Source organism: Lentzea sp. DG1S-22, assembly GCF_036321065.1.
GTDB classification, from domain to species: domain Bacteria; phylum Actinomycetota; class Actinomycetes; order Mycobacteriales; family Pseudonocardiaceae; genus Lentzea; species Lentzea jiangxiensis.
On record NZ_CP143276.1, the window covers coordinates 1,713,215 to 1,738,847 of the forward strand.

At 71.5% G+C, this 25,633-nt stretch carries 22 protein-coding genes and 1 pseudogene; 12 read left to right on the plus strand and 11 right to left on the minus strand.

All coding sequences use genetic code 11. The features are described 5' to 3' along the window. The first annotated feature begins 479 nt into the window (after positions 1-479). The 4 genes from V1227_RS07495 (at position 480) to ligD (V1227_RS07510) (ending at position 4,742) form a co-directional block, all read left to right on the plus strand. Entirely contained in the window at positions 480-1,457 is a 978-nt protein-coding gene (locus V1227_RS07495; protein WP_329791764.1) for a tyrosine-type recombinase/integrase, read from the plus strand. A 143-nt stretch (positions 1,458-1,600) separates the two neighbouring features. Further along, the gene (ku, locus tag V1227_RS07500; protein ID WP_329791765.1) at positions 1,601-2,422 is read left to right on the plus strand and encodes a non-homologous end joining protein Ku; all 822 of its coding nucleotides are present in this window, start codon (positions 1,601-1,603) and stop codon (positions 2,420-2,422) included. Next, positions 2,423-3,868: a non-homologous end-joining DNA ligase gene (gene ligD / locus V1227_RS07505; protein WP_329791766.1), complete on the plus strand. Its 1,446-nt coding sequence runs from the start codon at positions 2,423-2,425 to the stop codon at positions 3,866-3,868. It begins immediately after the preceding gene. 1 nt (position 3,869) lies between these two features. After that, positions 3,870-4,742: a non-homologous end-joining DNA ligase gene (gene ligD, locus V1227_RS07510; protein WP_329791767.1), complete on the plus strand. Its 873-nt coding sequence runs from the start codon at positions 3,870-3,872 to the stop codon at positions 4,740-4,742. 12 nt (positions 4,743-4,754) lie between these two features. Here ligD (V1227_RS07510) and V1227_RS07515 read toward each other — a convergent pair whose 3' ends face one another. Continuing rightward, a complete protein-coding gene (locus tag V1227_RS07515; protein ID WP_329791768.1) occupies positions 4,755-5,726 on the minus strand; it encodes a GlxA family transcriptional regulator in 972 nt (323 codons plus the stop codon). Positions 5,727-5,779: 53 nt separating this feature from the next. Here V1227_RS07515 and V1227_RS07520 point away from each other — a divergent pair. The 3 genes and pseudogenes from V1227_RS07520 (at position 5,780) to V1227_RS07530 (ending at position 9,794) form a co-directional block, all read left to right on the plus strand. Continuing rightward, a pseudogene (locus tag V1227_RS07520) lies at positions 5,780-6,162 on the plus strand (cupin domain-containing protein). Between the two features lie 172 nt (positions 6,163-6,334). Beyond that, on the plus strand, positions 6,335-9,058 hold the full coding sequence (locus tag V1227_RS07525) for a BTAD domain-containing putative transcriptional regulator (RefSeq protein WP_329791769.1): 2,724 nt from the start codon (positions 6,335-6,337) through the stop codon (positions 9,056-9,058). A gap of 34 nt (positions 9,059-9,092) precedes the next feature. Further along, entirely contained in the window at positions 9,093-9,794 is a 702-nt protein-coding gene (locus V1227_RS07530; protein ID WP_329791770.1) for a hypothetical protein, read from the plus strand. Here V1227_RS07530 and nikE read toward each other — a convergent pair. Genes nikE through V1227_RS07550 form a run of 4 tightly spaced genes read right to left on the minus strand, consistent with a single transcriptional unit; the run spans position 9,737 to position 14,768 of the window. Then, complete coding sequence (nikE, locus tag V1227_RS07535; RefSeq protein ID WP_329791771.1) at positions 9,737-11,287, minus strand: ABC transporter ATP-binding protein; 1,551 nt, start codon at positions 11,285-11,287, stop codon at positions 9,737-9,739. The genes V1227_RS07530 and nikE overlap by 58 nt on opposite strands. Then, complete coding sequence (locus V1227_RS07540; RefSeq protein ID WP_329791772.1) at positions 11,284-12,111, minus strand: ABC transporter permease; 828 nt, start codon at positions 12,109-12,111, stop codon at positions 11,284-11,286. The genes nikE and V1227_RS07540 overlap by 4 nt, the downstream gene beginning before the upstream one ends. Further along, positions 12,108-13,058, minus strand: a complete 951-nt coding sequence (locus tag V1227_RS07545; RefSeq protein WP_442916468.1) for an ABC transporter permease — start codon at positions 13,056-13,058, stop codon at positions 12,108-12,110. Before V1227_RS07545 ends, V1227_RS07540 begins: the two co-directional genes overlap by 4 nt. Further along, positions 13,059-14,768 carry an ABC transporter substrate-binding protein gene (locus V1227_RS07550; protein WP_329791773.1) on the minus strand — a complete coding sequence of 570 codons (1,710 nt, stop codon included), beginning with the start codon at positions 14,766-14,768 and terminating at the stop codon, positions 13,059-13,061. Positions 14,769-14,860: 92 nt separating this feature from the next. On the opposite strand from V1227_RS07550, the gene V1227_RS07555 reads away from it, so the two are divergent. Together V1227_RS07555 and V1227_RS07560 are read left to right on the plus strand one after the other, a co-directional pair. Beyond that, the gene (locus V1227_RS07555; RefSeq protein ID WP_090100893.1) at positions 14,861-15,688 is read left to right on the plus strand and encodes a M55 family metallopeptidase; all 828 of its coding nucleotides are present in this window, start codon (positions 14,861-14,863) and stop codon (positions 15,686-15,688) included. A 57-nt stretch (positions 15,689-15,745) separates the two neighbouring features. Next, a complete protein-coding gene (locus V1227_RS07560; RefSeq protein WP_329791774.1) occupies positions 15,746-17,032 on the plus strand; it encodes a M20/M25/M40 family metallo-hydrolase in 1,287 nt (428 codons plus the stop codon). Between the two features lie 25 nt (positions 17,033-17,057). Here the strand turns inward: V1227_RS07560 and V1227_RS07565 are convergent, their stop codons facing one another. From V1227_RS07565 to V1227_RS07575, 3 genes are all read right to left on the minus strand, one after another. After that, positions 17,058-17,633, minus strand: a complete 576-nt coding sequence (locus V1227_RS07565; protein ID WP_329791775.1) for a pyridoxamine 5'-phosphate oxidase family protein — start codon at positions 17,631-17,633, stop codon at positions 17,058-17,060. A gap of 101 nt (positions 17,634-17,734) precedes the next feature. Beyond that, positions 17,735-18,313, minus strand: a complete 579-nt coding sequence (locus V1227_RS07570) for a DinB family protein (RefSeq protein ID WP_329791776.1) — start codon at positions 18,311-18,313, stop codon at positions 17,735-17,737. 71 nt (positions 18,314-18,384) lie between these two features. Next, positions 18,385-19,107 (minus strand): class I SAM-dependent methyltransferase, encoded by a 723-nt coding sequence (locus tag V1227_RS07575; RefSeq protein WP_329791777.1) that lies wholly within the window; start codon positions 19,105-19,107, stop codon positions 18,385-18,387. Positions 19,108-19,274: 167 nt separating this feature from the next. Here V1227_RS07575 and V1227_RS07580 point away from each other — a divergent pair, with 167 nt between their 5' ends. Next, positions 19,275-20,870 carry a M14 family metallopeptidase gene (locus V1227_RS07580; protein ID WP_329793976.1) on the plus strand — a complete coding sequence of 532 codons (1,596 nt, stop codon included), beginning with the start codon at positions 19,275-19,277 and terminating at the stop codon, positions 20,868-20,870. Between the two features lie 10 nt (positions 20,871-20,880). Here V1227_RS07580 and V1227_RS07585 read toward each other — a convergent pair whose 3' ends face one another. Further along, complete coding sequence (locus V1227_RS07585) at positions 20,881-22,092, minus strand: FAD-dependent monooxygenase (RefSeq protein WP_329791779.1); 1,212 nt, start codon at positions 22,090-22,092, stop codon at positions 20,881-20,883. Between the two features lie 85 nt (positions 22,093-22,177). On the opposite strand from V1227_RS07585, the gene V1227_RS07590 reads away from it, so the two are divergent. Both V1227_RS07590 and V1227_RS07595 read left to right on the plus strand, forming a co-directional pair. Next, entirely contained in the window at positions 22,178-22,717 is a 540-nt protein-coding gene (locus tag V1227_RS07590; protein WP_329791780.1) for a TetR/AcrR family transcriptional regulator, read from the plus strand. Between the two features lie 259 nt (positions 22,718-22,976). Further along, on the plus strand, positions 22,977-23,741 hold the full coding sequence (locus tag V1227_RS07595; protein WP_329791781.1) for an alpha/beta fold hydrolase: 765 nt from the start codon (positions 22,977-22,979) through the stop codon (positions 23,739-23,741). Positions 23,742-24,419: 678 nt separating this feature from the next. Here the strand turns inward: V1227_RS07595 and V1227_RS07600 are convergent. Both V1227_RS07600 and V1227_RS07605 read right to left on the minus strand, forming a co-directional pair. After that, positions 24,420-25,208, minus strand: coding sequence for a pentapeptide repeat-containing protein (locus V1227_RS07600; RefSeq protein WP_329791782.1), 789 nt, complete (start codon positions 25,206-25,208; stop codon positions 24,420-24,422). A gap of 11 nt (positions 25,209-25,219) precedes the next feature. Beyond that, positions 25,220-25,630 (minus strand): winged helix-turn-helix domain-containing protein, encoded by a 411-nt coding sequence (locus V1227_RS07605; protein WP_090101161.1) that lies wholly within the window; start codon positions 25,628-25,630, stop codon positions 25,220-25,222. Positions 25,631-25,633 lie beyond the last annotated feature (3 nt).

Below are 25,633 nucleotides of genomic sequence, written 5' to 3' on the forward strand. Positions count from 1 at the left end.
GACCTGCGAAGATCGCATCGGAAGGGGCTGGAAACGCCCGTGTTGGCGCGTCTGCAAGGCACAGCCGACGGGCAGGCCCACTGCGCTTGCAGACGCTTCAACATCAGATCCACGGCGATGTCGGAGCGCGGTCGACACCGACGTGTCGTCAGTGAGACGTACGCGAAGGGGCGCCATTACGCTCACGATCCCCGACAAGTGACGCCACCCGGTCCAGCGTCGTCCGGCCGCCTGACCGATCCCGGCGAAACGGACATTTGATGCATAATCGCCATTATCCAGCACAGTGCACCTGGTGGACCCGCTCGCGCCGGCCGTGCCGCGTGAACGCCGCGACGAAGCGCCGCCAGGGCCCCGCAGCGCTCTCCCGTTCGCTCGATCGTGATCGTCCGACGCCGGGCTGAGAACACCGTCACCGCAGCTCACGCGGCTGCACACCGTGCACCGCTCCCCTCCCCTCGTGCGGGATTGTCGGTGCCGTGCGGTACAAGATCCATATGCACGTGCTCGCCGCCCAGGACGCCTTCTTCCTCGCCCGCCGGACCCGCAAGGACTCGCCGCACACCACGGCCGCCTACCAGCGGGATCTCGCCGGTGTGAACGCGCTCCTGGCGGAGACCCTCTCCTGCCCCGTCGAGGACCTGACCACCGAGCACCTCAGCGGGTCGCACCTCCGGCAGGCCTTCGGGTTGTTCGCGGACACGCACGCCAAGAGCTCGGTGCTGCGGGCGTGGTCGACGTGGAACCAGTTCCTGACGTTCTGCGTGGCCGAGGACCTGATCGCCGGCAACCCGATGGGGGCGGTCGCCCGGCCGAAGACGCCGCCGCTGGTGCCGAAGCCGCTGCGGGGTGAGGACACGCCCGAGCAGCTGCTGACGGCCGCGGCGGAGGGGGCGCGGAAGGGTCGTGACCCGTGGCCGGAGCGGGACGTGCTGGTGATCGCGCTGGGGTTGGTGGCGGGGTTGCGCAGTGCGGAGATGCGGACGTTGACGCTGGCGTCGATCGTGGGGCGGGAGGGTGACCGGCGGTTGCACGTGAAGGGCAAGGGCAACCGGGACCGGTCGGTGCCGATCGAGCCGCCGATGGAGCGGATCGTGGAGGCGTACCTGAAGAGCTGCAAGCGGCGGTTTCCGCAGGGGCGGTTCGACCGGGACAGCGCGTTGCTGCGGGATCGGCACGGTGAGCCGATCGGGCGGGGTGGGCTGGAGTACCTGGTGAAGTCGTGTTTCCGGTGGGCGGGGTTGCACGACCGGGTGCCGACGGGGGCGAACCTGCACGCGTTGCGGCACACGTTCGCGACGCGGCTGGCCGAGGACGGGGCGAGTGCGAGCGAGATCATGGCTTTGCTGGGGCATGCGAGTCTGGCGACGAGTCAGAACTACATCGAGGCGACGGCGCGGGAGCGTCGGGCGGCGGTGGCGAGCAACAGGACGTATCGGGCGTTGAAGGACATGTAGCTCGGATCGTCCGGCGGTGGTCGGGTGGGGTGCGGGACCCTGGGTGCGGTGGGTCGGTTCGGGGGTCGCCCGGTTGCCGGGCAGGTGGGCCGAGTGGGTGACCTGGTGGTGCGGAAACCGCATTTCAGGGGTACTCAATGAGAATGAGATCCGTGTGGCGTGGGGCCATCTCCTTCGGCTTGGTGACGATCGCCGTGCGTCTTTACACGGCTGTCGAGGAGCACGACTTCCGGTTCAACCAGGTGCACCGGGAGGACGGCGGGCGCATCAAGTACAAGCGCGTCTGTTCGGTGTGCGGTGAAGAGGTCGAGTATTCGGACATCACCAAGGGCTACGAGCTGGACGACGGCCGGATGGTGATCATGGAGAACGAGGACTTCGAGAAGTTGCCGGTGAAGACCGACAAGTCGATCGACGTCCTGGAGTTCGTGCCGGCGGAGGAGATCGATCCGATCTACTTCCAGAAGACCTATTACCTGGAGCCGGACAAGGCGGCGGCGCGTCCGTACGTGTTGCTCAGGGATGCGTTGGTGAAGACGGGTCAGCTGGCGGTCGTGAAGATCACGATCCGGCAGAAGGAGACGCTGGCGACGATCCGGGCGCGGGATGACGTGCTGGTGATGCACACGATGTTGTGGCCGGACGAGATCCGCAAGGCGGAGTTCGACTTCCTGGATTCGGACGTGGAGGTGCGGCCGCAGGAGTTGAAGATGGCGACGTCGCTGGTGGAGTCGATGGCGGGTGACTTCGATCCGGACACGTTCACCGATGACTACCGGGACGCTCTGGAGAAGGTGATCGCGGCGAAGGCGGAGGGTGCGGAGTTGCCCGAGCAGCCGGAGGCCGAGGACAAGGGTGATGTCATCGATCTGATGACGGCTCTGGAGCGCAGTGTGGAGAAGGCGAAGGCGGGGCGGAAGGGCGCGAAGAAGGCTGCTCCGAAGAAGAAGGCTTCGTCGGCGTAGATGGCCGGGCTCGAGGAGTACCGGCGCAAGCGGGATCCGGGGCGGACTCCGGAGCCCGTGCCTGCTGCTGCGGATGTGTTGCCGAGGGGTGGCAACGACACGTTCGTGATCCAGGAGCACCACGCGAGCAGCTTGCATTGGGATGTGCGGCTGGAGCGTGACGGGGTGTTGGTGTCGTGGGCGGTGCCGAAGGGGTTGCCGCCGACGACTGATGTGGTGCGGCTGGCTGTGCACACCGAGGATCACCCGTTGGAGTACGCCGAGTTCTCGGGTGAGATTCCGCGGGGTGAGTACGGCGGCGGTGAGATGTTCATCTGGGACCGCGGCCGGTACGAGACGGTGAAGTGGTCGGACCGCGAGGTCGACGTGGTGTTGCACGGTGAGCGGGCCAGGGGTCAGTTCGTGTTCTTCCGGTCGGGTGCGGAGGGCAGGAACTGGATGGTGAAGCGGCGGCATGCGGCGGTGCGGCCGGATTGGCAGGTGTTGCCGGAGCAGGTCAAGCCGATGTTGGCGGTGCCGGGGCCTCTTCCCTCCGATGATGACGGCCAGTGGGCGTACGAGTTCAAGTGGGACGGGGTGCGGGCGGTCCTGCGGGTGGAGGGTGGCCGGGTGCAGGCGTGGTCGCGGTTGGGCAACGAGATCACGGTGGCGTATCCGGAGTTGCAGGGTGTGGGTGAGCAGCTGGGGTCGACGGAGGCGTTGCTGGACGGGGAGATCGTGGCGTTGCGGGACGGGCGGCCGAGTTTCAGCGCGTTGCAGAACCGGATGCACGTGAGCAAGTCGGATGCGGCTCGGCGGGCGGCGCGGCAGTACCCGGTGACGTTGTTGTTGTTCGACCTGTTGCACCTGGATGGCACGTCGCTTCTGGGTTTGCCGTTTCACCGGCGTCGTGAGTTGTTGCGGGGGTTGGAGTTGCGGGGGCCGCATTGGCTGACTCCCCCGTCGTACGACGAGGACGGGGCGTCGGTGCTGGCGGCGAGCCGGGAGCAGGGTCTCGAGGGTGTGGTGGCGAAGCGGCTGGACTCGGTGTACCAGCCGGGGGCGCGGTCGCCGGTGTGGCGCAAGATCACGGATCTGATGGCGCAGGAGGTGGTGATCGGCGGCTGGCGGATGGGTGAGGGCAAGCGGGCCGGGGTGATCGGCGCGTTGTTGCTGGGTATTCCGCAGGACGGCGGGTTGGCGTTCGCGGGTTCGGTGGGTACCGGGTTCAACGACGCGGAGTTGGCGGTGCTGACGCCGCGGTTGCAGGCGTTGGCGCGGCGGTCGTCGCCGTTCGTGACGGAGATGCCGAGGGAGAGGTCGAGGGGCGCGAGGTGGGTGGAGCCGGAGTTGGTGGCGGAGGTGGTGTTCCGGCAGTGGACGCCGGACGGGCGGATGCGGTTCCCGGCGTGGCGGGGGTTGCGGCCGGACAAGTCTCCCGGGGAGGTGCGGCGGATTGAGCGGTGAGGTGCCGAAAGAGGTTGTGGTGCGGGTCGAGGACCGGGTGCTGAAGCTGACGAACCTGGACAAGGTGCTGTATCCGGGGTTCGGGTTCACCAAGGGTGAGGTGATCGACTACTACACGCGGATCGCGCCGGTGCTGCTGCCTCATCTGAAGGATCGTCCGGTGACGTTGAAGCGGTATCCGAACGGTGTGGACGGGAAGTGGTTCTTCGAGAAGAACGCGCCGGAGCACCGTCCGGAGTGGGTGCGGACGGTGCGGTTGGAGTCGCCGGGCAGTGCGAAGGGCAATGAGTCGGTCAACTACGTGATGGTGGATGAGTTGGCGACGTTGGTGTGGCTGGCGAATTTGGCGGCGTTGGAGTTGCACGTGCCGCAGTGGACGGTGGGGCCGCGTGGGGGTAAGCGGGATCCGGATCTGCTGGTGTTCGACCTGGATCCGGGTGCGCCGGCGACGGTGGTGGAGTGTGCGCGGGTGGCGGAGCGGATCCGGGTGGTGCTCGACGACGACGGGGTGGACTCGTGGGTGAAGACGTCGGGGAACAAGGGGATGCAGATGTACGCGTACGCGCCGGCGAAGGACACGTCGGAGTACGCGCGGGCGGTGGCGTTGCGGTTGTCGAGGGAGATGCCGGAGCTGGTGGTGGCGACGATGGCGAAGGCGCAGCGTCCGGGGAGGGTGTTGATCGACTGGTCGCAGAACAACCCGGCGAAGACGACGGTGGCGCCGTATTCGTTGCGGGCTCGTGAGCGGCCGGCGGTGTCGACGCCGGTGACGTGGGACGAGGTCGAGGAGTGCGAGGTCGTGGAGGATCTGGTGTTCACGGCGGATGAGGTGCTGGAGCGGGTCGGGGTTGTCGGGGACCTGTTCGGGAGTTGATGGTGTGGCGGGTCAGTGCGGGGGTGCTGGGCTGAAGCGGCGGCGGTAGTCCGAGGGGGTGAGGCCGGTTTCGCGGCGCAGGACGGCGCGGAGGTTGGCGGTGGTGCCGAGGCCGGTGCGGCGGGCGATGACGTCGAGGCGCTTCTCCCCCAGTTCGATCAGGCGGCGGGCCAGGGTGACGCGTTCGGCGGTGAGCCACGCGAGGGGTGTGGTGCCGAGTTGTGCCTGGAAGCGGCGGTGCAGGGTGGCGGGGCTGACGGCGGCGCGGGCGGCGAGCGCGGTGACGGTGAGCGGGGTGTCGAGGTGGTGCTGGGCCCAGGCGAGGACGGGGGCGAGGGACTCGTCGGGCAGGTCGGGGACGGGGCGTTCGACGAATTGGCGCTGTCCTCCGTCGCGGTGGGCGGCGAAGACGAGGCGGCGGCTGACGGAGTGGGCGGTTTCGGCGCCGTGGTCGCGGTGTACGAGGTGCAGGCCCAGGTCGAGGGCGGCGGCGCTGCCGGCGGAGGTGAGGATGTCGCCGTCGTCGACGAAGAGGACGTCGGGTTCGAGGTGGACGTGCGGGAAGCGGGTGCGGAACTCGCCGGTCCACTGCCAGTGGGCGGTGGCGCGGCGGCCGTCGAGGACGCCTGCTTCGGCGAGGGTGAAGGCGCCGCTGCAGAAGCCGACGAGGCGGGTTCGGCGGGCGTGGGCGCGGCGGATCGCGTCGAGGACGTCGGGGCGGCGGGGTGTGTCGACGTCGGGTCGGTTGGGGACGATGAGGGTGTCGGCGGTGTCGGCGATGGTGAGGTCGTTGACGCCGGTGAGGGTGAAGAAGCCGTCGCGCATGAGTGTGTGCGGGTCGGGTGAGCAGAGGCGGAAGTCGTAGAGCCGGCCGCCGAGTTCGGGGCGGTGCAGGCCGAAGATCTCGGTGGCGCAGCCGAGTTCGAACGGGTTGGAGTTCTCGTCGACGATCACGACGACGCGGTGCGAGGATTCTTGCGGCATGTGCGATTCCTGGCACTCACGGTCGTGTGGTGGCATGCGCGAGGCTCGTTTGCATGAATCCCATCGCTTTGGATGACGCCCTGGCTTCGTTCGACGTCCTGTGGAGTCCTCGGATCGTCACGCGTGTCAACGACTACGACGTGCGGATCGCGAAGGTCGAGGGTGAGCACGTGTGGCACGTGCACGACCACACCGACGAGTTCTTCCTGGTGCTGCGCGGCGAGTTGCAGATCGTGCTGCGTGAGGAGTCCGGGGAGCGCACGGTCGTGCTGCCGCGGGGTGCGGTGTTCACGGTGCCCCGCGGGACTTACCACAAGCCGGTCTCCCCCGGTGGTGCGTCGATCCTGATGTTCGAGCCGTCGGGGACCTCACGGTCGGTGACCGCCACGACGAGGTTCCCGGTCACGTGGATGCGACGACGGGGCACGTGCTGTGACGCCGGGCGGTGTTGTGGGCCTGCCCGGCGTCCCGTGATGCGGGTCGGCCCAGGCCGGCAGGACGATCTCCTGGCCGAGCAGGGTGATGCCAGGCCCAGGGTGGTGCCGACCTGTTCGGCCCAGCTCCCGTTTCGCCCGTGCTGAGCGCGCGGCTGGGGAACAATCCTGCCCGTGAGGTTCGGGGTGCTCGGTCCGGTGCTGGTCGACGGTGTGGGGGTCGCGGCGCCGCGGCAACGCGCCCTGCTGGCGATGCTGGTGCTCGCCGCCGGGCGGGTCGTGGGCCGCGACCAGCTGATCGGCGGCTTGTACGCCGAGCCTCCCGCCGGGGCGGCCAACGCCCTGCAGTCGCAGGTCTCGCGGCTGCGGCGCACCGTGCCGGGCCTGGTCGTCGAGCACCACCCCGCGGGGTACCGGCTCGTCGCCGATCCGGCCGAGGTCGACCACCGGCGGTGCCGCGACCTGCTGGCCGCCGGACGGGCGGCCGAGGCGCTGGCGTTGTGGCGCGGGCCCGCGCTCGCCGATGTCGAGGCGCCGTTCGCGCAGGTCGCGCGGCAGGCGTTGACGGAGCTGCTGATCGACTGCGCGATCGCGGGCGGCACGACGGCCCGGCTGCGCGAGCTGCTCGCCGGGCACCCGTTGCGCGAGGACCTGCGGGCGGCGCTGATCCGGGCCCTGCACCGCGACGGGCGGCAGAGCGAGGCGCTGGAGGTGTTCGCGCGGGGCCGTGAGCTGCTGGCCGACGAGCTCGGTGTCGACCCCTCCCCCGTGCTGGCCGCCGCGCACTTGGGCGTGCTGCGCGCGCAGGCGCCGCACCGGGGTGTGCCCGCTCAGCTGACCAGCTTCGTCGGCCGTGACGACGACCTGCGTCGCGTCGCCCGGTCGCTGCGGGAGTCGCGGCTGGTCACGCTCACCGGCCCCGGCGGCACGGGCAAGACCCGGCTGGCGGTCGAGGTCGCGCACCGCGAACCGGGTGAGGTGGCGTTCGTCGACCTCAGCGCCACCACCGACGTCGCACGCGCGCTGCTCGACGGCATCGGTGTGCGCGAGGCCGGGCTGCTGCCGGCGGGACCGGTCGGCGCCGAGGCACGGCTGCGCGAAGCGCTCGCGGCCCGCGAGGTCGTGCTGGTCGTCGACAACTGCGAACACGTCGTCGAGGAGGCCGCACGCGTGCTCGGCGGTGTGCTCGCCGCCTGCCCGGACGTGCGGGTCCTCGCGACCAGCCGCGAAGCGCTCGGCATCACCGGTGAGACGCTGAGCCCCGTGGGCGCGCTGGACGACGACGCCGCCACCCGCCTGTTCCTCGACCGCGCCCGGGCCGTGCGGCCCGGCTTCACCGCCGATCCCGCCCTGGTCGCGGAGGTGTGCCGCCGCCTCGACGGCATCGCCCTGGCCGTCGAGCTGGCCGCCGCCCGCGTGCGGTCCCTGCCGCCGGCCGAGGTCCTCGCCCGCCTGGACGACCGGTTCCGGCTGCTGTCGCGGGGCAGCCGCACCGCCGTGCCCCGCCACCGCACCCTGCACGCCGTCGTGGAGTGGAGCTGGGAGCTGCTCACCCCCGCCGAACGCGACCTCGCCGCCCGCTTCACCGTCTTCAGCGGCGGCGCGACCCTCGACGCCGCGCTGCGGGTGTGCGGGTCCGACGTCGACACCCTGACGTCGCTGGTGGACAAGTCGCTGGTCGAGGTCACCGGCGAGCGCTACCGGATGCTCGACACGATCCGCGCGTTCTGCGCGGAGCACGCGCCGGACCTGCGCGAGCGGCACGCCCGCTGGTTCCTCGCCCGCGTCCGGCAGGCCGAGCCGCACCTGCGCGCCCACGAGCAGATCGACTGGCTGGCGCGGCTCACCGCCGAGCACGACAACCTCGCCGCCGCGCTCACCTGGGCCACCACCGGCGACCTCGGTCTCGCCTTGGAGCTGGTCGCGGCGCTGGCCACCTACTACTGGTGCCGCGGGCTGCGCACCGAAGCCGCCCGCCACGCCGACGCCGTGCTGCACGCGTGCGGCGAGATCCCGCCTTCAGGCCGTGAGCAGGAGTACGCGCTGTGCCTGCTGCTGGCCTGGCCTGTCGCCACCGGCGACCAGAGCGCGCGCATCCGGCAGGCCGGCGCCCTGCTCACGGCCCTCGACGTCCCGCCGCGCTACCCGATCATGACGATGCTGTGGGGCATGGCGCTCGGCGCGCCGGAGAGCGACTCCGAGGTCCGGTACCACCGCGCGAGGCTGCTGGGCGACGACCCGTGGAGCGCGGCGCTCGCGCTGGTCGGCGACGGACTGCTGGCCCGCATGGGCGGGGACGTGGCCACGGCCGTGCAGCTGCTGCGCCGGGGCGCGGCGGCGTTCACGCGGGTGGGTGACCGGTGGGGTGCGGCGCTGGCGTTCACCCAGCTCGCCGAGATCGCCCTGGCCGAGGGCGACGCCGTGCACGCCCTGCGGCACGTCGAACGGGCCCGCGCGCTGCTCACCGAGCTCGGCGCCACCGAGGACACCGCCGAAGCCGTCTGCGGCAGGGCCCGGGCGAGGCTGGCCGCCGGTGACCTCGACGGCGCCCGGGCCGACTTCGTCCTCGCGCTCGGCCTCGCCCGGCGTGCCGGGGCACCGCTGGTGCGCGCGGGAGCCCACCTCGGCCTGGCCGGGCTCGCCCGCCTCACCGGGGACTTCGAGACCGCCCGGCAGGAGTGCGACCGGGCGTGGGAGCTGTGTCCGGGCGGCTGGTACGGGCCCGACGAGATGCGCTGCCACATCGCGGTCGAGCGGGGCCGCGTCGCCCGCTGCGCGGGCGACCCCGAGCAGGCCCGCCGGCACTTCGAGGACGCCCTGGAGCGGGCGCGGGCACAGCGCAACCGGGTAACCGAGCACGCCGTGCGCGCGGAACTCGCCTCCGTGGCCGTGTCCTGAGCCGACGCCACCACAGCCACGGCGGCAGCCGGTGGTGGGCGACGAAGGTCCACAGGTCGTCCTCGGCGCCGTCGTGGGGATGGCGGCGCAGCACCCGCAGGCACTCCCGCGACACCACGCCGTGCCGCCGCGCCACGTGCGCCAGCGCCGTCGCGCCCTGCCCGCGCACCTCGAGGCGGTTGTGGTCCAGCGCCCGCGCCACGCGGGGCAGCACGGCCCACGGGTCGGGGTGCGACAGGGCCAGGCCGATCACCGACACCCCCGCCAGGTCCTCGTCGCGGTCCAGCGCCGCGTCGACGTCCTCGGGGCGCGTGGTGCCCATCACCGCGGCGTGGCTGCGCCAGTCCAGGCCCTCGCCCCGCTGCGCGCGGTCCAGCAGGAACCGCCGCCGGCCGTCCGAGCGCTCACCGGTGCCCGCCCAGTCCGCGGCCAGGTAGCGCCACACGGCGGTGGTGTCGGCGCGGGTGGTCGCGGCGAGCACCCGGCACAGCGCCAGCACGTGCGCGGCATCGGTGGCCCCGGCGAGCTCGCCCAGCACTCCGGGCGGGCGGCCCAGGTCGTGCCACGTCAGCGCCGCGAGCGCCGCCGCCCCGGCGGCGTCCACCCAGCCGTCCGCGCCGCCCCGGCCGATCTCGGCGGGCGTCAGGCAGGCCCGGTGGCGGGCGTGTCCGGCCGGGATCACCCGGCGGCCCGCGGCCCGAGCACCGGCACCGCGGCCAGCAGGGCGCGGGTGTAGTCGTGGGCGGGGGTGAGGAGGATTTCTTCGGCTGGGCCTTGTTCCACGATGTTCCCCTGGTGCATCACCGCGACCCGGTCGGCGATCTGCCACGCCAGCCCTAGGTCGTGCGTGATGAGCAATGATGCAAGGCCCAGTTCGCGGCGCAACCGCAGCAGCAGCGCCACGACCTCCCCGCGCACGGAGGCGTCCAGCGACGCGACGGGCTCGTCGGCCACCAGCAGACGGGGCCGCAGCACCAGTGCCCCGGCGATCACCACCCGCTGCTGCTGGCCCCCGGACAGCTCGTGCGGCAGCGACCGCAGGTACAGGCTCGCCGGGCGCAGCTCGGCCCGTTCCACAGCGGCTGTGACCTGCGCTTCCTCGTCCTCGCGCAGCCCGTGCACCCGCAGGCCCTCCGCGACCGCCTCGAACACCGTGTGCCGCGGGTTGAGCGCGCTGGAGGGATCTTGCAGCACCAGCTGGACCTGGCGCCGGAACGCCTTGAGCGCCCTGCCTCCGCGCGGCACCTCCGCCCCGTCGAAGATCACCCGACCGGAGGACGGCCGGCGCAGCCCCATGATGGTGCGGGCGAGGGTCGTCTTGCCGGAGCCGGACTGCCCGACCAGCGCCACGACCTCCCCGTGCCCGACGGTCAGGTCCACCCCGTCGACCGCGCGCGTGCGGCCGTAGTCGACCACCAGGTCCCGCACCCGCAGCAGCGGTTCCGGAGCCGGCCGGGGCTCGGCCCAGCGGTGCCGCCGGTCGCCGATCACCGGGAACGCCGCCGTCAGCGCCGCGGTGTGCGGGTGGCGCGGGTTCGCGACCACCTCCCGCGTGCGGCCGCGTTCCACCAGCCGGCCGTGCTGCATCACCGCGAGGTCCTCGCACGTCTGCGCGAGCACCGACAGGTCGTGGCTGATCATCAGCAGCGCCAGGTCCCGCTCGGCCACCAGCCGCGTCATCAGCGCCAGCACCTGCGCCTGCACGACGACGTCCAGCGCGGTGGTCGGTTCGTCGGCGATCACCAGCCGCGGCCCGCACGCCAGCGCCATCGCGATCATGATCCGCTGCTTCTGCCCGCCCGAGAGCTCGTGCGGGTAGGCCCGCGCCTTCTGAGGCGGCAGCTCCACCTGTTCCAGCAGCTCGGCCACGCTGCCGGGCGTGCCGTGCAGGCGCATCGGCTCGGCGATCTGCTCACCCACGCGCCGCACCGGGTTGAGCGCGTGCATCGCCCCCTGGAACACCACCGACGCCGACGCCCACCGCACCGCCCGCAGCCGGCCCCACGACATCGTCCGCACGTCCTCGCCGTCGAGCAGCACCTGCCCGTCGACCCGCGCCGTCCTGGGCAGCAGCCGCAGCACCGACATCGCCACCGTCGACTTGCCCGACCCCGACTCCCCCGCCAGCCCGAGCGTCCGCCCCGGCGCCAGCGTCAGGTCCACGTCGTCGACGACGCGTTTCGGTCCGTAGTGGACGGTGAGGTTCCTCAGCTCCAGCACCGGCTTCACCTCCTCGGCGTCACGACGGCTTCGAGCGCGCGCCCCACGAGCGTGAACGCCAGCACCACGGCCACGATCGCCAGCCCCGGCGGCAGCAGGAACCACCACGCACCCTGCGGCACCGCCCCGTGCAGCTGCGCCTGGTGCAGCATCGCGCCCCACGAGATCCGCGCCGGGTCACCCAGCCCCAGAAACGCCAGCGTCGACTCCGCCACGATCGCCGACGCCACCGCCAGCGTCGCGTTGACCAGCACCAGCGGCACCACCGACGGCAGCACGTGCCGCGCGATCACGTGCGCGTGACCGCCGCCCAGCGCCCGTGCGCGTTCCACGAACGGACGCGCCTCGATCGTCAGCGTCTGCGCCCGCACCATCCGCGCCGTCGACGGCCAGCTGGTCAGGCCGATCGCGAGGATGATCGTGCCCAGGCCGCGCGGCAGCACCGTCGACAACGCGATCGCCAGCACCAGCGCGGGCAGCACCAGGAAGAAGTCCGTCACCCGCAGCAGCACCCCCGCCGGCAGGCCGCCGAAGTGACCGCTCACGACCCCCACGGCCGTGCCGATGCCCACCGCCAGCACCGCCGCCGTCAGCCCCACGAACAACGACGTCCCCGCCCCCCGGACCAGCAGCAGCGCCACCGACCGGCCGGTGTGGTCGGTGCCCAGCCAGTGCCGCGCGTCCGGCGCCTGCCACGGCGCCGCCGTCACCCGAGTGACGTCCAGGGACCCCGGATCGATCAGCAGCGGCGCGACGACGGCGACGACCGCCGCCACGGCCAGAACCGCCGCACCCGCCACCCCCGTGCGGTGCGTGAGGAACTTCGCGCTCATACCACCTTCACCCGTGGATCCAGGACACCGTGCAACACGTCGGCCAGCAGGTTCATCACCACGACCGCGCCCGCCGTCACGACCAGCAACCCCTGCAGCAGGAAGTAGTCCGGGCCCGTCAGCGCGTCGTAGAACAACAACCCCAGGCCCGGCCACGAGAACACCGTCTCCGTCGTGATCGCCCCCGACACCACCAGCCCGAACCGCAGGAACACCAGCGTGATCGCCGGCAGCACCGCGTTCGGCACGGCGTGGCGCCGCCGCACCAGGTCGTCGCGCAGCCCCTTGGCCCGCGCCGTCGTCAGGTAGGGGGCGTGCAGCTCCTCCAGCAACGACGACCGCATCACCAGCGCGTACTCCGCGCACACCACCGCCACCAGGGTGATCGACGGCAGCACCAGGTGGTGACCGACGTCGAGCGCCTGCGAGAGGAAGTCCGGCGCCGTGTCGGTGTCGCGCATGCCCCGCGACGGGAAGAAGTCCCCCGTCACCATCATCAGCAGCATGCCCAGCCAGAACGTCGGCACCGCCCACAGCGTCAGCGACACCCCCGTCGTGACCCGGTCGAACGCCGAGCCGCGCCGCCACGCCGCCAGCACCCCGAGCCACAACCCCAGCGCCACGGCGATCACCGTCGACGTGCCCACGAGCAGCAGCGTCGGTCCCAGCCGCTCGAGGACCACCTCGGCCACCGGGCGGCGGAACGTGAACGAGGTGCCCAGGTCGCCGCGCAGCAGCGCGGTGAAGTAGCTGAAGAACTGCTCGTGCAGCGGGCGGTCCAGGCCGAACTGCGCCCGCAGCGCGGCCTGGGCCTCCGGGGTCGTCGGCCTGCCGCGCGTCATCGACACCACGGGGTCGCCGGGCACCACCCGGAACAGGAAGAACCCCAGCACCGCCACCATCAGCAGGCTGAGTGCGGCCCCACCGGCCCGACCGAGCAGACGCACCTACTCGCGCTCCTCGGCCGTGGCCCTGCGCCGCCGCGTCACCAGCACCACCGCCAGCGCCAGCACCACGACCACCGCGCCGCCGATCGCGAGCCCGATCCACCGCGAGCCCTGCGCCTGGGCGACGCGCTCGGCCGGTTCGGCGCCGTAGTAGCCCCACATGCCGTTCTGCGCCATGATCACACCGCCCTGCGCGGGCTGCGTCGTGAACCGCGTGAAGCGATCGGACCGGTAGCCCTCCAGCGCGTTGTCGTAGGCCAGCACCACCGCGGGCACCTGGTCGTAGAACCGCGCCTGCAGCTGCTTGACGATCTCCACGCGCTTGTCCTCGTCGAACTCCGAGAGCTGCCGGGCGTAGAGCCGGTCGTAGGTCTCGTCGCAGAAGTAGGTGTCGGTGGTGCCGCCCTTGCCGTCCGCGCCCGGCCGCTGCGCACAGGTGTGCAGGCCGAGGATGAAGTCGGGGTCGATGTTGGCCGACCAGCCCGAGAACGCCAGGTCGTAGGTCGCGGCGGTGGTGGCCTCGTTGAGCTGGTTGTCCGACACCAGCCGCACGTCCAGCGCGATGCCCACGTCGCTCATCGACCGCTTGAGGTACTCGCTCGCCTGCTCGTCGTAGGCGCGCCCGGCCCGGCCGATCAGCCGCAGCGCGAACCGGGTGCCGTCGGCGCCGCGCGGGAACCCGGCGGCGTCCAGCGCCGCGCCGGCCGCGGCCGGGTCGAACGGGTGCTGCGCGGAGGCCTCCGGGCGCCAGTGCCACTTGCCGAACACCGGCGGCACCAGCCCGGCGCCCTTCTCCGCGTAGCCGAGGTTCACCCGCTGCACCAGCGCGTCGAGGTCGATCGCCTGCGCGAGCGCCCGGCGGACCCGGACGTCGCGCAGCGCGGGGTGCCCGTCGCCGATCGGCACGCCGGTGCGGGTCTGCGCGCCGGGGTTGATCATCAGCTCGGTGAAGCGGCGGCCCTGCGCCTTGTTGCGCGTGACGCCCGGCTTGCCCTGCAACGAGTCGAACTGCGCCGGCGCCATCCGGTTGACCAGGTCGACCTCGCCCTTGGCCAGCGCCTGCACCGCCGCGTCGGAGTTCTGGAAGTACACGAAGTGCAGCTCGTCGACCTTCGGCGCGCCCCGCCAGTAGGTCTTGTTGGCCCTGAGCTTGATGAACTGCCCCGCCACGTGCTCGGTGAGCACGAACGGCCCCGACCCGACCACCGGCATCGCGTCGTTGGCGTGGTCCTTGACGCTGCCGACCTTCTCCCACACGTGCCTGGGCACGATCGGCACGTCCAGCGCCAGCATCGTCACCTGCGGCGTCTTCGTCCGGATCACCACCGTCCGGTCGTCGGGCGCGGTGACGGACGCGAAGTTGGTGACGAAGCTGCCGTTGGCGGTGCGGGCCACCTCGTCGGTCAGCATCAGGTTGTAGGTGAACGCGACGTCGTGCGCCGTGATGGGCGCCCCGTCGGACCACTTCTTGCCGTCGGGGACGGTGAAGGTCCAGGTGAGCTTGTCCGCCGAGGACTCCCACCTGTTCGCCAGGCCCTCGGTGACCGCCTGGTCCGCCGCGGTGTAGGCGGTGAGGGGGTCGTACATCAACCGGCCGACCTCGGTGCTCGACTGGAACACCGCGAGGAACGGGTTCAACGAGTCGATCTGCTGCACGATCGCGACCTTGAGGACCACCGGTGGCCGCGCCGGCGCGGGCGGCGCCGACACCACCAGAAACGTTGCTGCTGCAAGCAATGCACCCAACTTCACCCGCACGAAATCCCCTCTTCCCCGGCAGTGCGCCGCTAACTTACCGAGATGTGCGGATCATGATCTCGGCGGACATGGAAGGCGCCACCGGAGTCACCTGGACCGGGGACGTCGTGCCCGGCACCGAGCAGTGGCAACGGTTCCGGCGCCTGTTCACGGGCGACGTCAACGCCTGCGTCACCGGCCTCGTCGCGGCCGGAGCGGACCAGGTGCTCGTCAACGAGGCCCACTCCTCGCAGCGCAACCTGCTGCTCGAGGACCTCCACCCCTCGGCGCGGCTGCTCACCGGCCGGCACAAACCGCTGTCGATGATGCAGGGCGTCGACTCCGATGTGGACGGTGTGGTGTTCCTCGGCTACCACACCGGCGCGGGCTCACCGGGCGTGCTCGCCCACACCTACCTGGAGAACTCGATCACCGGCGTGTGGCTCGACGGCGTCCTGGCCTCCGAAGGCCGCCTCAACGCCGCCCTCGCCGCCGAGCACGGCGTCCCGGTGCTGCTCGTGACCGGTGACGACCTCACGTGCGCCGACGCCGCCTCCTACGCGCCGTCCGCTCTCGGCGTGGCGGTCAAGCAGTGCGTGTCGCGGTACGCGGCCGTGTGCCTTCCCCCTGCCGTGTCGTCGTCACAGATCACACAGGCGGCCTCGGCGGCGATGGCCTCGGCAGGGCGGGTCGACGCCGTGGTGGCGCCGCACCGCATCGAGGTCGAGTTCGACGCCACCCACCTGGCGGAGGCGGCGGCGATCGTGCCGACCGTGGAGCTGACCGGGGTGCGGCGGGTCGGGTTCGACGCGGCGTCGATGACCGAGGCGATGAAGGCGTTCAAGGTGGTCACCCACATCGCGGGCGCGGCCGTGGAGGACCTCTACGGCTGACCGCCCCCCGCGGGGCCGTGCCGATTCCACGCGACCGCGCCGGTTACGGTGGCCACCATGACGCTGGACGTGGCGCAGCTGTGCGCGCAGCTCATCCGGTTCGACACGACCAACCGCGGCGGCGGCGAGGCCGCCGGGGAACGCGAGGCCGCCGAGCACGTGGCCGCGGTCCTGCACGACAACGGTGTGCCGCCGACGCTGCTCGAACCGGCGCCGCGCCGCACCAACGTGCTGGCCCGCGTCCCGGGCACCGACCCCTCGCTGCCCGCCGTGCTCGTGCAGGCGCACCTCGACGTCGTGCCCGCCGACCCCGCCGAGTGGAGCTTCGACCCGTTCGCCGGCGAGATCCGCGACGGGTTCGTCCACGGCCGCGGTGCCGTGGACATGAAGGACATGGCCGCGATGACGCTCGCGGTGATCCACCGCTGGCACGTCGAGGGGCGCCGGCCGCGCCGCGACGTCGTGCTGGCGTTCGTCGCCGACGAGGAGGACCAGGGCGCCTACGGGGCGCACTGGCTCGTCGAGCACCACGCCGCCCACTTCGCCGGCGTGCAGGCGGCCATCAGCGAGTCCGGGGCGTTCTCCTACGACGTCGACGGCGTGCGGCTGTACCCGATCGGCACGGCCGAGCGCGGCACCTCGCACATGAAGCTCACCGCCACCGGACGCGCCGGGCACGGCTCGCGCCGCAACGACTCCAACGCCGTCACCGCCCTGGTCACCGCGCTGGCCCGCATCGCAGCGCACGAACACCCCGTGCGCCTGACCTCGACGGCCGAGGCGTTCCTCGTCGGCGCCGGCAAAGCGCTGGGCGTCGAGGTCGACCTCGACGACGTCGACGGCACCATCGCCCGCCTCGGCCCGGCCGCGAAACTCGTCGAGAACACCGTGCGCTGCTCGACCACGCCGACCATGCTGCAGGCCGGCTACAAGGTCAACGTCATCCCCGGCAGCGCCACCGCCCACCTCGACGTGCGCACCCTGCCCGGCACCGTCGACGAGCTCGTCGCCACCATCGACGCGCTGCTGCCCGACGGCGTCACCTGCGAGTTCCTCGAGCACCAGCCGCCGGTCGAGGCCCCGATCGACACGCCCTGGTTCACCGCCATGGCCGAGGCCCTGCGCGACGAGGACCCCGGCGCCACCGTCGTGCCGTACTGCCTGGGCGGCGGCACCGACGCCAAGGCGTTCAGCAGGCTCGGCATCCACTGCTACGGCTTCTCACCGCTGCAGCTGCCCGCCGGCTACGACTACCGCGCCATGGCCCACGGCGTCGACGAACGCGTCCCCGTCGCCGGCCTGGAGTTCGGCGCACGGGTGCTGGACCGCTTCCTGTCGAGCTGACCGCGCGGCGCGGTCAGCGAGCCGATCAGCGCGGCGGCAACGGCAGCGGCACCCCCGGCAACCCGTCGATGCTCGCGACGTTGTAGGGCTTGTTGTTCGTGTACTCGCGGAACTCGTCGTCGCTCTTGCGGCCGAAGTAGTCCTTGTGCAGCTCCCGCTCGGACCTGTAGTCCATGAACGGCACCGCGAACCCGCACGTGTCGCTGATCAGCTCCGCGCGCACCACGACCACCGCCCGCAACGCCGGGCCGTCCGCCTCGCCGAAGCCCGCGACGAGCTCGGCGAAGCGCGGGTCGTCGCGGAACACCGGCTCACCGCGGCCGTGGATCCGCACGATGTTCGGCGGCCCCTCGAACGCGCACCACATCAGCGTGATGCGCCCGTTCTCGCGCAGGTGCGCGATCGTCTCGGCGTGGCTGCCGCCGAAGTCCAGGTAGGCCACCGTGCGGTCGTCGAGGATCCGCAACGTGCCCTGCCGGCCCTTGGGCGAGAGGTTGACGTGCCCGTCACCCGCCAGCGGAGCGCTCGCCACGAAGAACACCTTCTGGTTCTCGATGAACTCCCACAGCCGCGGCTCGATCCGCTCGTATTCCTTGCCCATGCCCCGCAGTATCGATCGCCTCGCGGACCCTGTCAGCCGCCTTTCCCAGGGGGTGAACCGGCTCCGGTGCCCCGTTCGCCCGCGGAGCGCCTCCCGGCCGGTCACGCCATGCCGGCGGCCTTGCGCGCCTCCCGCTCCACCCGGTCGCGGTGCGCCTGCCAGTCCTGCTCGGGCAGGTTCGAGTTCCCGGCCCGCAATCCGGCCATCCCGTCGAGTCCCTCGCGCAGGATGTCCGCGTGCCCGGCGTGCCGGTTCACCTCGGCGATCTGGTGCACGAGCAGCAGGTGCAGCGTCACGTACTTGCGCTCCTCGGGCCACCACGGCACCACCCCCGGCGCGTCCAGGGGCAGCTCCTCGATGCTCGTGTCCGCGAACGCCGTCGCCCGCGCGAACAACCCCAGCACGTCCTCCCGCGACTCCTCCGCCGTGGCGAACATGTCCGAGTTCGGGTCGGCATCGACGTCGTAGGGCAGCTCCTCGGGGAACGGACGGCCCAGGCAGTCGCCGAAGTAGCCCGCCTCCACACCCGCCAGGTGCTTCACCAGCCCCAGCAGGTTCGTGCCGGTCGGCGTCAGCGGCCGGCGCACGTCGTACTCCGACACGCCGTCCAGCTTCCACAGCAACGACTCGCGGGCGACCTTCAGGTAGCGGTGCAGGTCGGCTTTCACATCCTGGGCCATGCCGCTCACCCTGGCAGAGCGGAGCCGCGGGTGACGGCGATTCGCCCGAGACGGGCGTGGTGCCGAACGTCTCAGACGGCACCGGCGGTCTCGAGCACCAGCAGGTCCAAGTGGTCGACCACCGGCCCGGACTCCACCGCGCCCGCCGCCAGCAGCCGTCGCCGGCCCGCCGCGAACTCCTCCGCGGACAACGACCGCAGCAGCGTGTCCGCCTGCTGCCGCAGCGTCGAAGCCCTGTCCGCCAACGACGACGCCGTCACCTGCGGCACCGCCTCCAGCCGCGCCACCACGAACCCGAGGCCGTCCGCGACCTCCGCCGCCGTCGGAAACCCCGACAGGGCGCGCACCGCCTCGGGGAAGAACCGGAACAACCCGATCCCGCCGTGCCGTTCCCGGAACAACGACCGCAGCACCACCACTCCGCCCGGCCGCAGCACCCGCCGCAGCTCCGCGCCGCACGCGGCCAGGTCCCGGACGTGGTGCACCACCGTCGACATCCACACCACGTCCACCGACGCGTCCGGCAGCGGCACCGCGCAGGCGTCCCCGGCGAGCATCGGCAGCCCCGAGGCGGACCTCATGTCCGCCGACGGCTCCACCGCGACCACCTCCACGTCCGGGAACCACGCCGCGAACGCCCGCACGAACACCCCGGTCCCCGCGCCCAGGTCCAGCACCGTGCGGCCCGGCAGGAGGTACGGCGCCACCGCGTCACGCCACGACGACAGCCCGGACGGTGAGATCTCGCGGGCCACCCGGTACGAGGCGGCCTCCACGGCGTCATAGCGCGTCATCGCACCAGGCAACCCCATACGGATGGCGGGATGACAGTGAGGCTTCACACGGACTAAACATCGGGGAGCCATGTCCCTGCCGTGGTACGAAAGGGTTGCCCTGCATGCGAAAGACCCATCTCAGACCCCTGATCGGGGTAACCGTCGCAGCGAGCGTCGTGTTCGCCATGGGAGGCGTGCCCACCGGCGCGGCCCCCGGTGCCGGGGAAACGTCGACCAACTACCAGGTCGGCAACGTGCGCACCGTGGAACAGCGCACCAAGCTCGCCAAGTCCGGCGCCGCGATCGACTCGATCGAGGAGCACGGCATCGTCGTGATCACCGCGACCGAGCGCGAGGTCAAGAGCCTGCGGGCCCAGGGCTTCGAGGTCACCGAGCTGCCCAAGCGGCTGGAGGCGAACTCGGAGGTCGGCCCGTTCGACTTCCCCGCCGCGGACTCGAACTACCACAACTACGCCGAGATGACGGCGGTGATCAACAACGCCGTCGCCGCCTACCCGAACATCATCTCCAAGCAGGTCATCGGCAAGTCCTACGAGAACCGGGACATCGTCGCGCTCAAGATCAGCGACAACGTCGGCGTCGACGAGAACGAGCCGGAAGTGCTGTTCACGCACCACCAGCACGCCCGTGAGCACCTCACCGTCGAGATGGCGCTGTACCTGGTCAACCAGTTCACGACCCAGTACGCGAGCGACGCCCGCATCAAGGGCCTCGTCGACACCCGCGAGATCTGGATCATCCCGGACGTCAACCCCGACGGCGGCGAGTACGACATCGCGACCGGCACCTACCGGTCGTGGCGCAAGAACCGGCAGCCCAACGCCGGCTCCAGCAACGTCGGCACCGACCTCAACCGCAACTGGGGCTACAAGTGGGGCTGCTGCGGCGGTTCCAGCGGCAGCACCGGCAGTGACACCTACCGCGGGCCGAGCGCGGAGTCCGCGCCCGAGGTGAAGGTCGTCGCCGACTTCGTGCGCGGCCGCAACGTCGGTGGCAAGCAGCAGATCAGCGCGTCCATCGACTTCCACACCTACAGCGAGCTCATCCTGTGGCCGTGGGGCTGGACCTACGACGACGTCGCACCGGGCCTGACCCAGGACCAGCGCGACACGTTCGCCACCATCGGCCAGCAGATGGCCGCGACCAACAACTACACGCCCGAGCAGTCCAGCGACCTCTACATCACCGACGGGTCCATCCCCGACTGGCTGTGGGGCACGCAGGGCATCTTCGCCTACACCTTCGAGATGTACCCCGGCAGCGCCGGCGGTGGCGGCTTCTACCCGCCCGACGAGGTGATCCCGGCGCAGACCTCCCGCAACAAGGAGGCCGTGCTGCAGCTGCTCGAACGCGCCGACTGCCCCTACGAGGCCATCGGCAAGGAAGCGCAGTACTGCGGCACCACGCCGCCGCCCACCGGCAAGTACTTCGAGAACGCCGCGGACTTCCAGATCCGCGACAACACCACGGTCAACTCCCTGATCGCGGTGGCCGAGGTGACCGGCAACGCCCCGTCGACCCTCAAGGTCGGCGTGGACATCAAGCACACCTACCAGGGCGACCTGAAGGTGGACCTGGTGGCGCCGGACGGCACCGTCTACGTCCTGCACAACCGCAGCGGCGGCGGCACCGACAACATCAACACCACCTACACCGTCAACGCCTCCAGCGAGGTCGCCAACGGCACGTGGCAGCTGAGGGTGAACGACAACGCCGCCCAGGACACCGGGTTCCTCGACAAGTGGAGCCTGCAGTTCTGACCGGCTGAGGTCAGGGCGCCGCAGTCGCGGCGCCCTGACCCGCGTAGTCCCGCACCCGCACCGAGTCGTACACGCGCACGCCACCGGAGCTCAGCTTGGCCAGCGGCCGCGCCAGCCACGACGGCAGCGACGTGAACACCTGCATCCCGCGCGTCAGTCCCCACACACCGGTGCGGGTCGCCGGGATGAGCGTCTTGGCCATCCCCAGCGCGAACGTCCGGCTGGCATGCACGAGGTCGCGCATGTCGTCCTCGTAGCGCGCGAACGCCGCCCCGTGGTCCGTGTCCGAGGCCAGCTCGCCCGCCAGCACGTAGGCGCCCACCACGGCGAGGCTCGTGCTGCCGCCGATCGCCGGACCGGGGCAGTAGGCCGCGTCGCCGACCAGCGCGACCCGTCCGCGTGACCAGGTGTCGCCCCGCAGCTGGGTGATCGAGTCGAAGTAGAAGGGCCTGTCACCGTCGAGGTGGCCCATCCAGGCGTCCACCTCCGGGTGCAGCCCCGCGAACGCCTCGCGCAGCAGCTGCTTCTGCCGCGCCACGTCCCGGTGGTGGTAGGACAGCTCCCCGGACCGGAACAGGAACACCGCCCGCGCGTCGTCGAGGTGCCGCGCCCCGTACACCGCGGCACTGCGGCCCGGTCCGATGTGGCCGGTCATCTCGCCGGGCCTGCCCGCCTCCCGCGGCACCGACAGCACCGCCAGGTAGGCGCCCACGAACGTCTTCGCGACCTCGCCGAACACCAGCCGCCGGACGTTCGAGTGCAGCCCGTCGGCGCCGATCACCAGGTCGAAGCGCCGCGGCGCGCCCACCTCGAACGTCACCTCGCCCTCGGCGCCGATCGAGGTGATCGAGTCGCCGAACACGTACTCCACGTCCGCGCGCGTGGCGTCGTGGTAGATCTCGCTCAGGTCGTCGCGCATGACCTCGACGTGCCGGTCCGCCGCGGCCGCGAAGATCTTCGTGACGTCACCGGTGACCGGCTTGCGCGTGCCCTCGCGCAGCACGGAGATGCGTTCGGTGCCGGTCGCCAGCGCCTCGATGCGCGGCAGCACGCCCATCTTCTCCGAAATGGCCATCGCGGGCGTGAACAGGTCGACCGCGTGCCCGCCGGTCTTGCGCAGCACTGGCGACCGTTCGACCACTGTCACCTCGTGCCCGTACCGCGTGAGCCAGTAGGCCACCACCGGTCCCGCGACGCTGGCCCCGGAAACGAGTATGCGCACGTCACACCCCCTTACTTAACGGTCGGTAAGTCCCCGGGTCGACTGTAGCACCGCGACTTACCGACCGTTAAGTAGGATTCGGGTCGTGGCACGACAGTCCGACACCAAGCAGCGGATCATGCAGACCGCGAGGGAGCTGTTCGCGCGCCAGGGCGTGCAGCAGACCAGCCTGCAGGAGATCGCCGACCGCCTCGGCATCACCAAGCCGGCGCTGTACTACCACTTCGCCTCACGCGAGGACCTCGTGCGCAGCATCGTCACGCCGCTGCTCGACGACGGCGAGAAGTTCCTCTCGCGCATGGAACAGCGCTCCGACGTGACACCGCGGGAGATCGTCGAGGGCTTCTTCGACTTCCACCACCGCCACCGCAAGGACATGTTGCTGCTGCTCACCGAGATGACGACGCTCGCGGAGCTCGGCCTGATCGACGTCGTGCTCGCCTGGCGCGGCCGGCTGACCCGCATCGTGTTCGGACCGGACGCGCCCCTGTGGCAGCAGACCCGCGCGGTGCTGGCGTTCGGGGGCCTGCAGGACTGCACCATGCAGTTCCCCGACGCGCCGTTCGACGAGTTGAAGGCGGCGGCGGTCGAAGCCGCGTGCGCCGCCCTCGGCACCGACTCGTAGCGCCCCGGGCCCCACAGGGCCGGCGGGACATCATGATCCGCACCACACCAAGATCAACCGGCCGTGCCCGGAGGCCGGGGAACACCGGTCACCCGACATGTTCCGCTTCCCGGGGAAGTTGCTGCGGCAGCGCGATTCCAGGCACCCCGGACACCTCTGGGATCTCGCGCACCAGATGAGAAACGGCTCTCGAAAAGCGGGCTCCGCCCCCGTGGCCGCGGGGTAGGGTCCCGGACACCACACCACCGCCGGGAGAAACATGCGCGCCGTCGAGATCAGACCTGGGGTCCGGATCCGCTGGGTCGAGGTGCCGGGCGCGACGCCCGCCCGCGTCTACCTGCACGGCCTGGGCGCGTCGTCGGCGCCCTACTACGCCGAGGCAGTCGCGCACCCCCTGCTCGCCGGCCGCCGCAGCCTCATGATGGACATGCTCGGCTTCGGCATCAGCGACCGCCCCAGCGGCTTCGCCTACTCGCTCGAGGGCCACGCCGACGCCCTCGCCGTGGCACTGGCCAAGATCGGGCTGCGCCGCTGCGAGATCATCGGCCACAGCATGGGCGGCGCCGTCGCCATCGTGCTGGCCGCACGCCACCCCGAGATGGTGCGCTCCCTCGTGCTCGTCGACCCCCACGTCGACCCCGCCACACCCTCGCTGGGCGCCCCCGGCAGCCGGGGCATCGCCGCCTACAGCGAGGCCGAATTCCTCAGCCACGGCTACGACCGCGTACTGCGCGACGTCGGCCCGCACTGGGCCGCCACCATGCGCATGGCCGGCCGCGAAGCCCTCTACCGCAGCGCCGTCGACCTCGTGCGCGGCACCTCGCCGACGATGCGCAAGCTGTTGCTGGAACTGGACATCCCGCGCGTGTTCCTGCACCCCGAGGACGCGCCCCCCAGCGGGGGACGCGAACTCGCGGGCGCCGGCGTCCAGATCGTCTCCGTGCCGAACGCCGGCCACAACATCATGATCGACAACGTCGAGGGCTTCGCCCGCGCGGTCGCCCAGCAGCGCCTGTCGGTCTAGCCGAGGACCCACGGCACGCAACGGTCCGTATGACCAGCCCACGTAGCCGGCCGTGTTCGTGCATCCCGCACTGAAGGTCCCAGTGCACGGGCTGCAAGGAACCCGCGCCGGTGGTGCCCCGGCCGACGACGACACCCTGGTCGTTGATCCTCCTGGCGATCGCGTTCGGGGCGTGTCAGGTCAGCGTCCCGGTACCGTCCCAGCGCGCCGCGTGACTGGCCCCGTCCGGGCCTACGGCGTGACCGACCCCATCGCCGCCCCAGCGAACCGCATTGGAGTCATTGATCCCGATGCCTTGTTCGTGCGAGTAGCCAGGCACTGGGTCCAGCATGCTCAGTTCCAACCGGAAAGCGCGGCTCCCGCTGGCGACCCCGCGGCACCGGCTGTGACACCGCCCCGGTTGATGGCGTTCCTGCTGGCGCTCATCGCGTCGGTCGGCAAAGCGAAGATCTGGCCGTTGCCCGACTGCACTCATTTCACGACTCGGGAGCCTCCGGGAGGATTCCGAGTCGTTCCGACCACGAGGCCCGCGTCGTTGACGGCCTGCGCGGTCGACTTCTCGCTAACAGGACGAAGATCGAGTGAGGCACCGCCGGACGGAGGGCCGGTCCAGCAGCCGCGAGCTTCTCGACGCGCAACCCGCGCACGCCATCCTCGATGGGTGCGCGGGACGAGGGGTCAGCGGCGCTTGGCTGGCTGCGCCGTCCAGTGCGCGGGCCGCGTCAACGAGGCGGGCAGCTTCGTCCTCGCGTCCCCGCGCGCCGCGTTGACCTGCGGCTGGGTCAGGAACAGGCACGTGCTCAGGTCCGCGCCCGACAACTCCGCACCCCGCAGGTCCGCGCCGATCATGTCCGCCCGTGACAGGTCGGAGCCCGTGAGGTCCGCGCCGATCAGGTACGCACCGCGGAAGTCGGCGTTGCTCAGGTTCTTGTTGCGCAGCCGTGCGCCGATCAGGTCCGCGCCCCGGTACGACTTGGCGCTGGTCCGCAGCCGTTCGCTGGTGCGCAGCAGCAGGACGTTGACCTTGGCCCGGATCTCCGCGACGTCGAGCGCCAGGATGTCGTCCGGCGAGGCGACCGTGTGCCGCTCCACCTCGGCGTAGGCGGTGACGAGGTCGTCGTGCGGGTCGAGACGGCGCGCCTCGGCGAGGTAGAACAGCAGCTCGTGCAGCTGCCGGACCACGGGGAACACCGCGAACATCCTCTGCCGCTCGCCGGTGCGCCAGTCGATGCCGCGGAACACCGTCTGCGAGACCTTCTGACCGGCGCCGAAGCAGTCGTAGACCGTGCAGCCGGGGTAGCCCTTCTGCCGCAACCGGTCGTGGATGCCGCAGCGGTGGTCGGCCAGCAGGTTGCGGCACGGCGTGCCCGCGTCCTTGGAAGCCGCGAAATCGGCCGACTTCGCGAACGGCAACGCGACGCAGCACAACCCGAAGCACTGGGCGCAGTCGCCCTTCAGCTCGTCCATCGCCGATCAGCCTACTTCGCCCTCGCGCGGCTCTCGCCGTGCAGGCGGACCTCGGCCGTCACGGCCACCGCACCCTCCGGACGCGTCCCGCGGTCGCGGTAGCGGAACAGCAGCCGCTGGATCGACGCGCCGATCTCCGCCCTCTCCTCGGGCGTCACGTGGATGAGCGCGCTGAACGACTCCTCGGTCGCCGCCGGTTCGTCGGTCTCCCACCGCAGCTGCCACGGACGCGCCTTGCCGCCCCGGTGCGGCGCCTCCTCGATCAACCCCAGCTCGGCGAGCCGCCGCAGGTGGAACGAGCACAGCCCGGAACTCTCGCCGAGCCGCGCGGCCGCCTGGGTCGAGGTGAGCGTGCCGTGCTCGGCGAGCAGATCGAGCAGGGCGACGCGTACGGGGTGGTCGGGCAGCGGGCGACGGGGCATGAT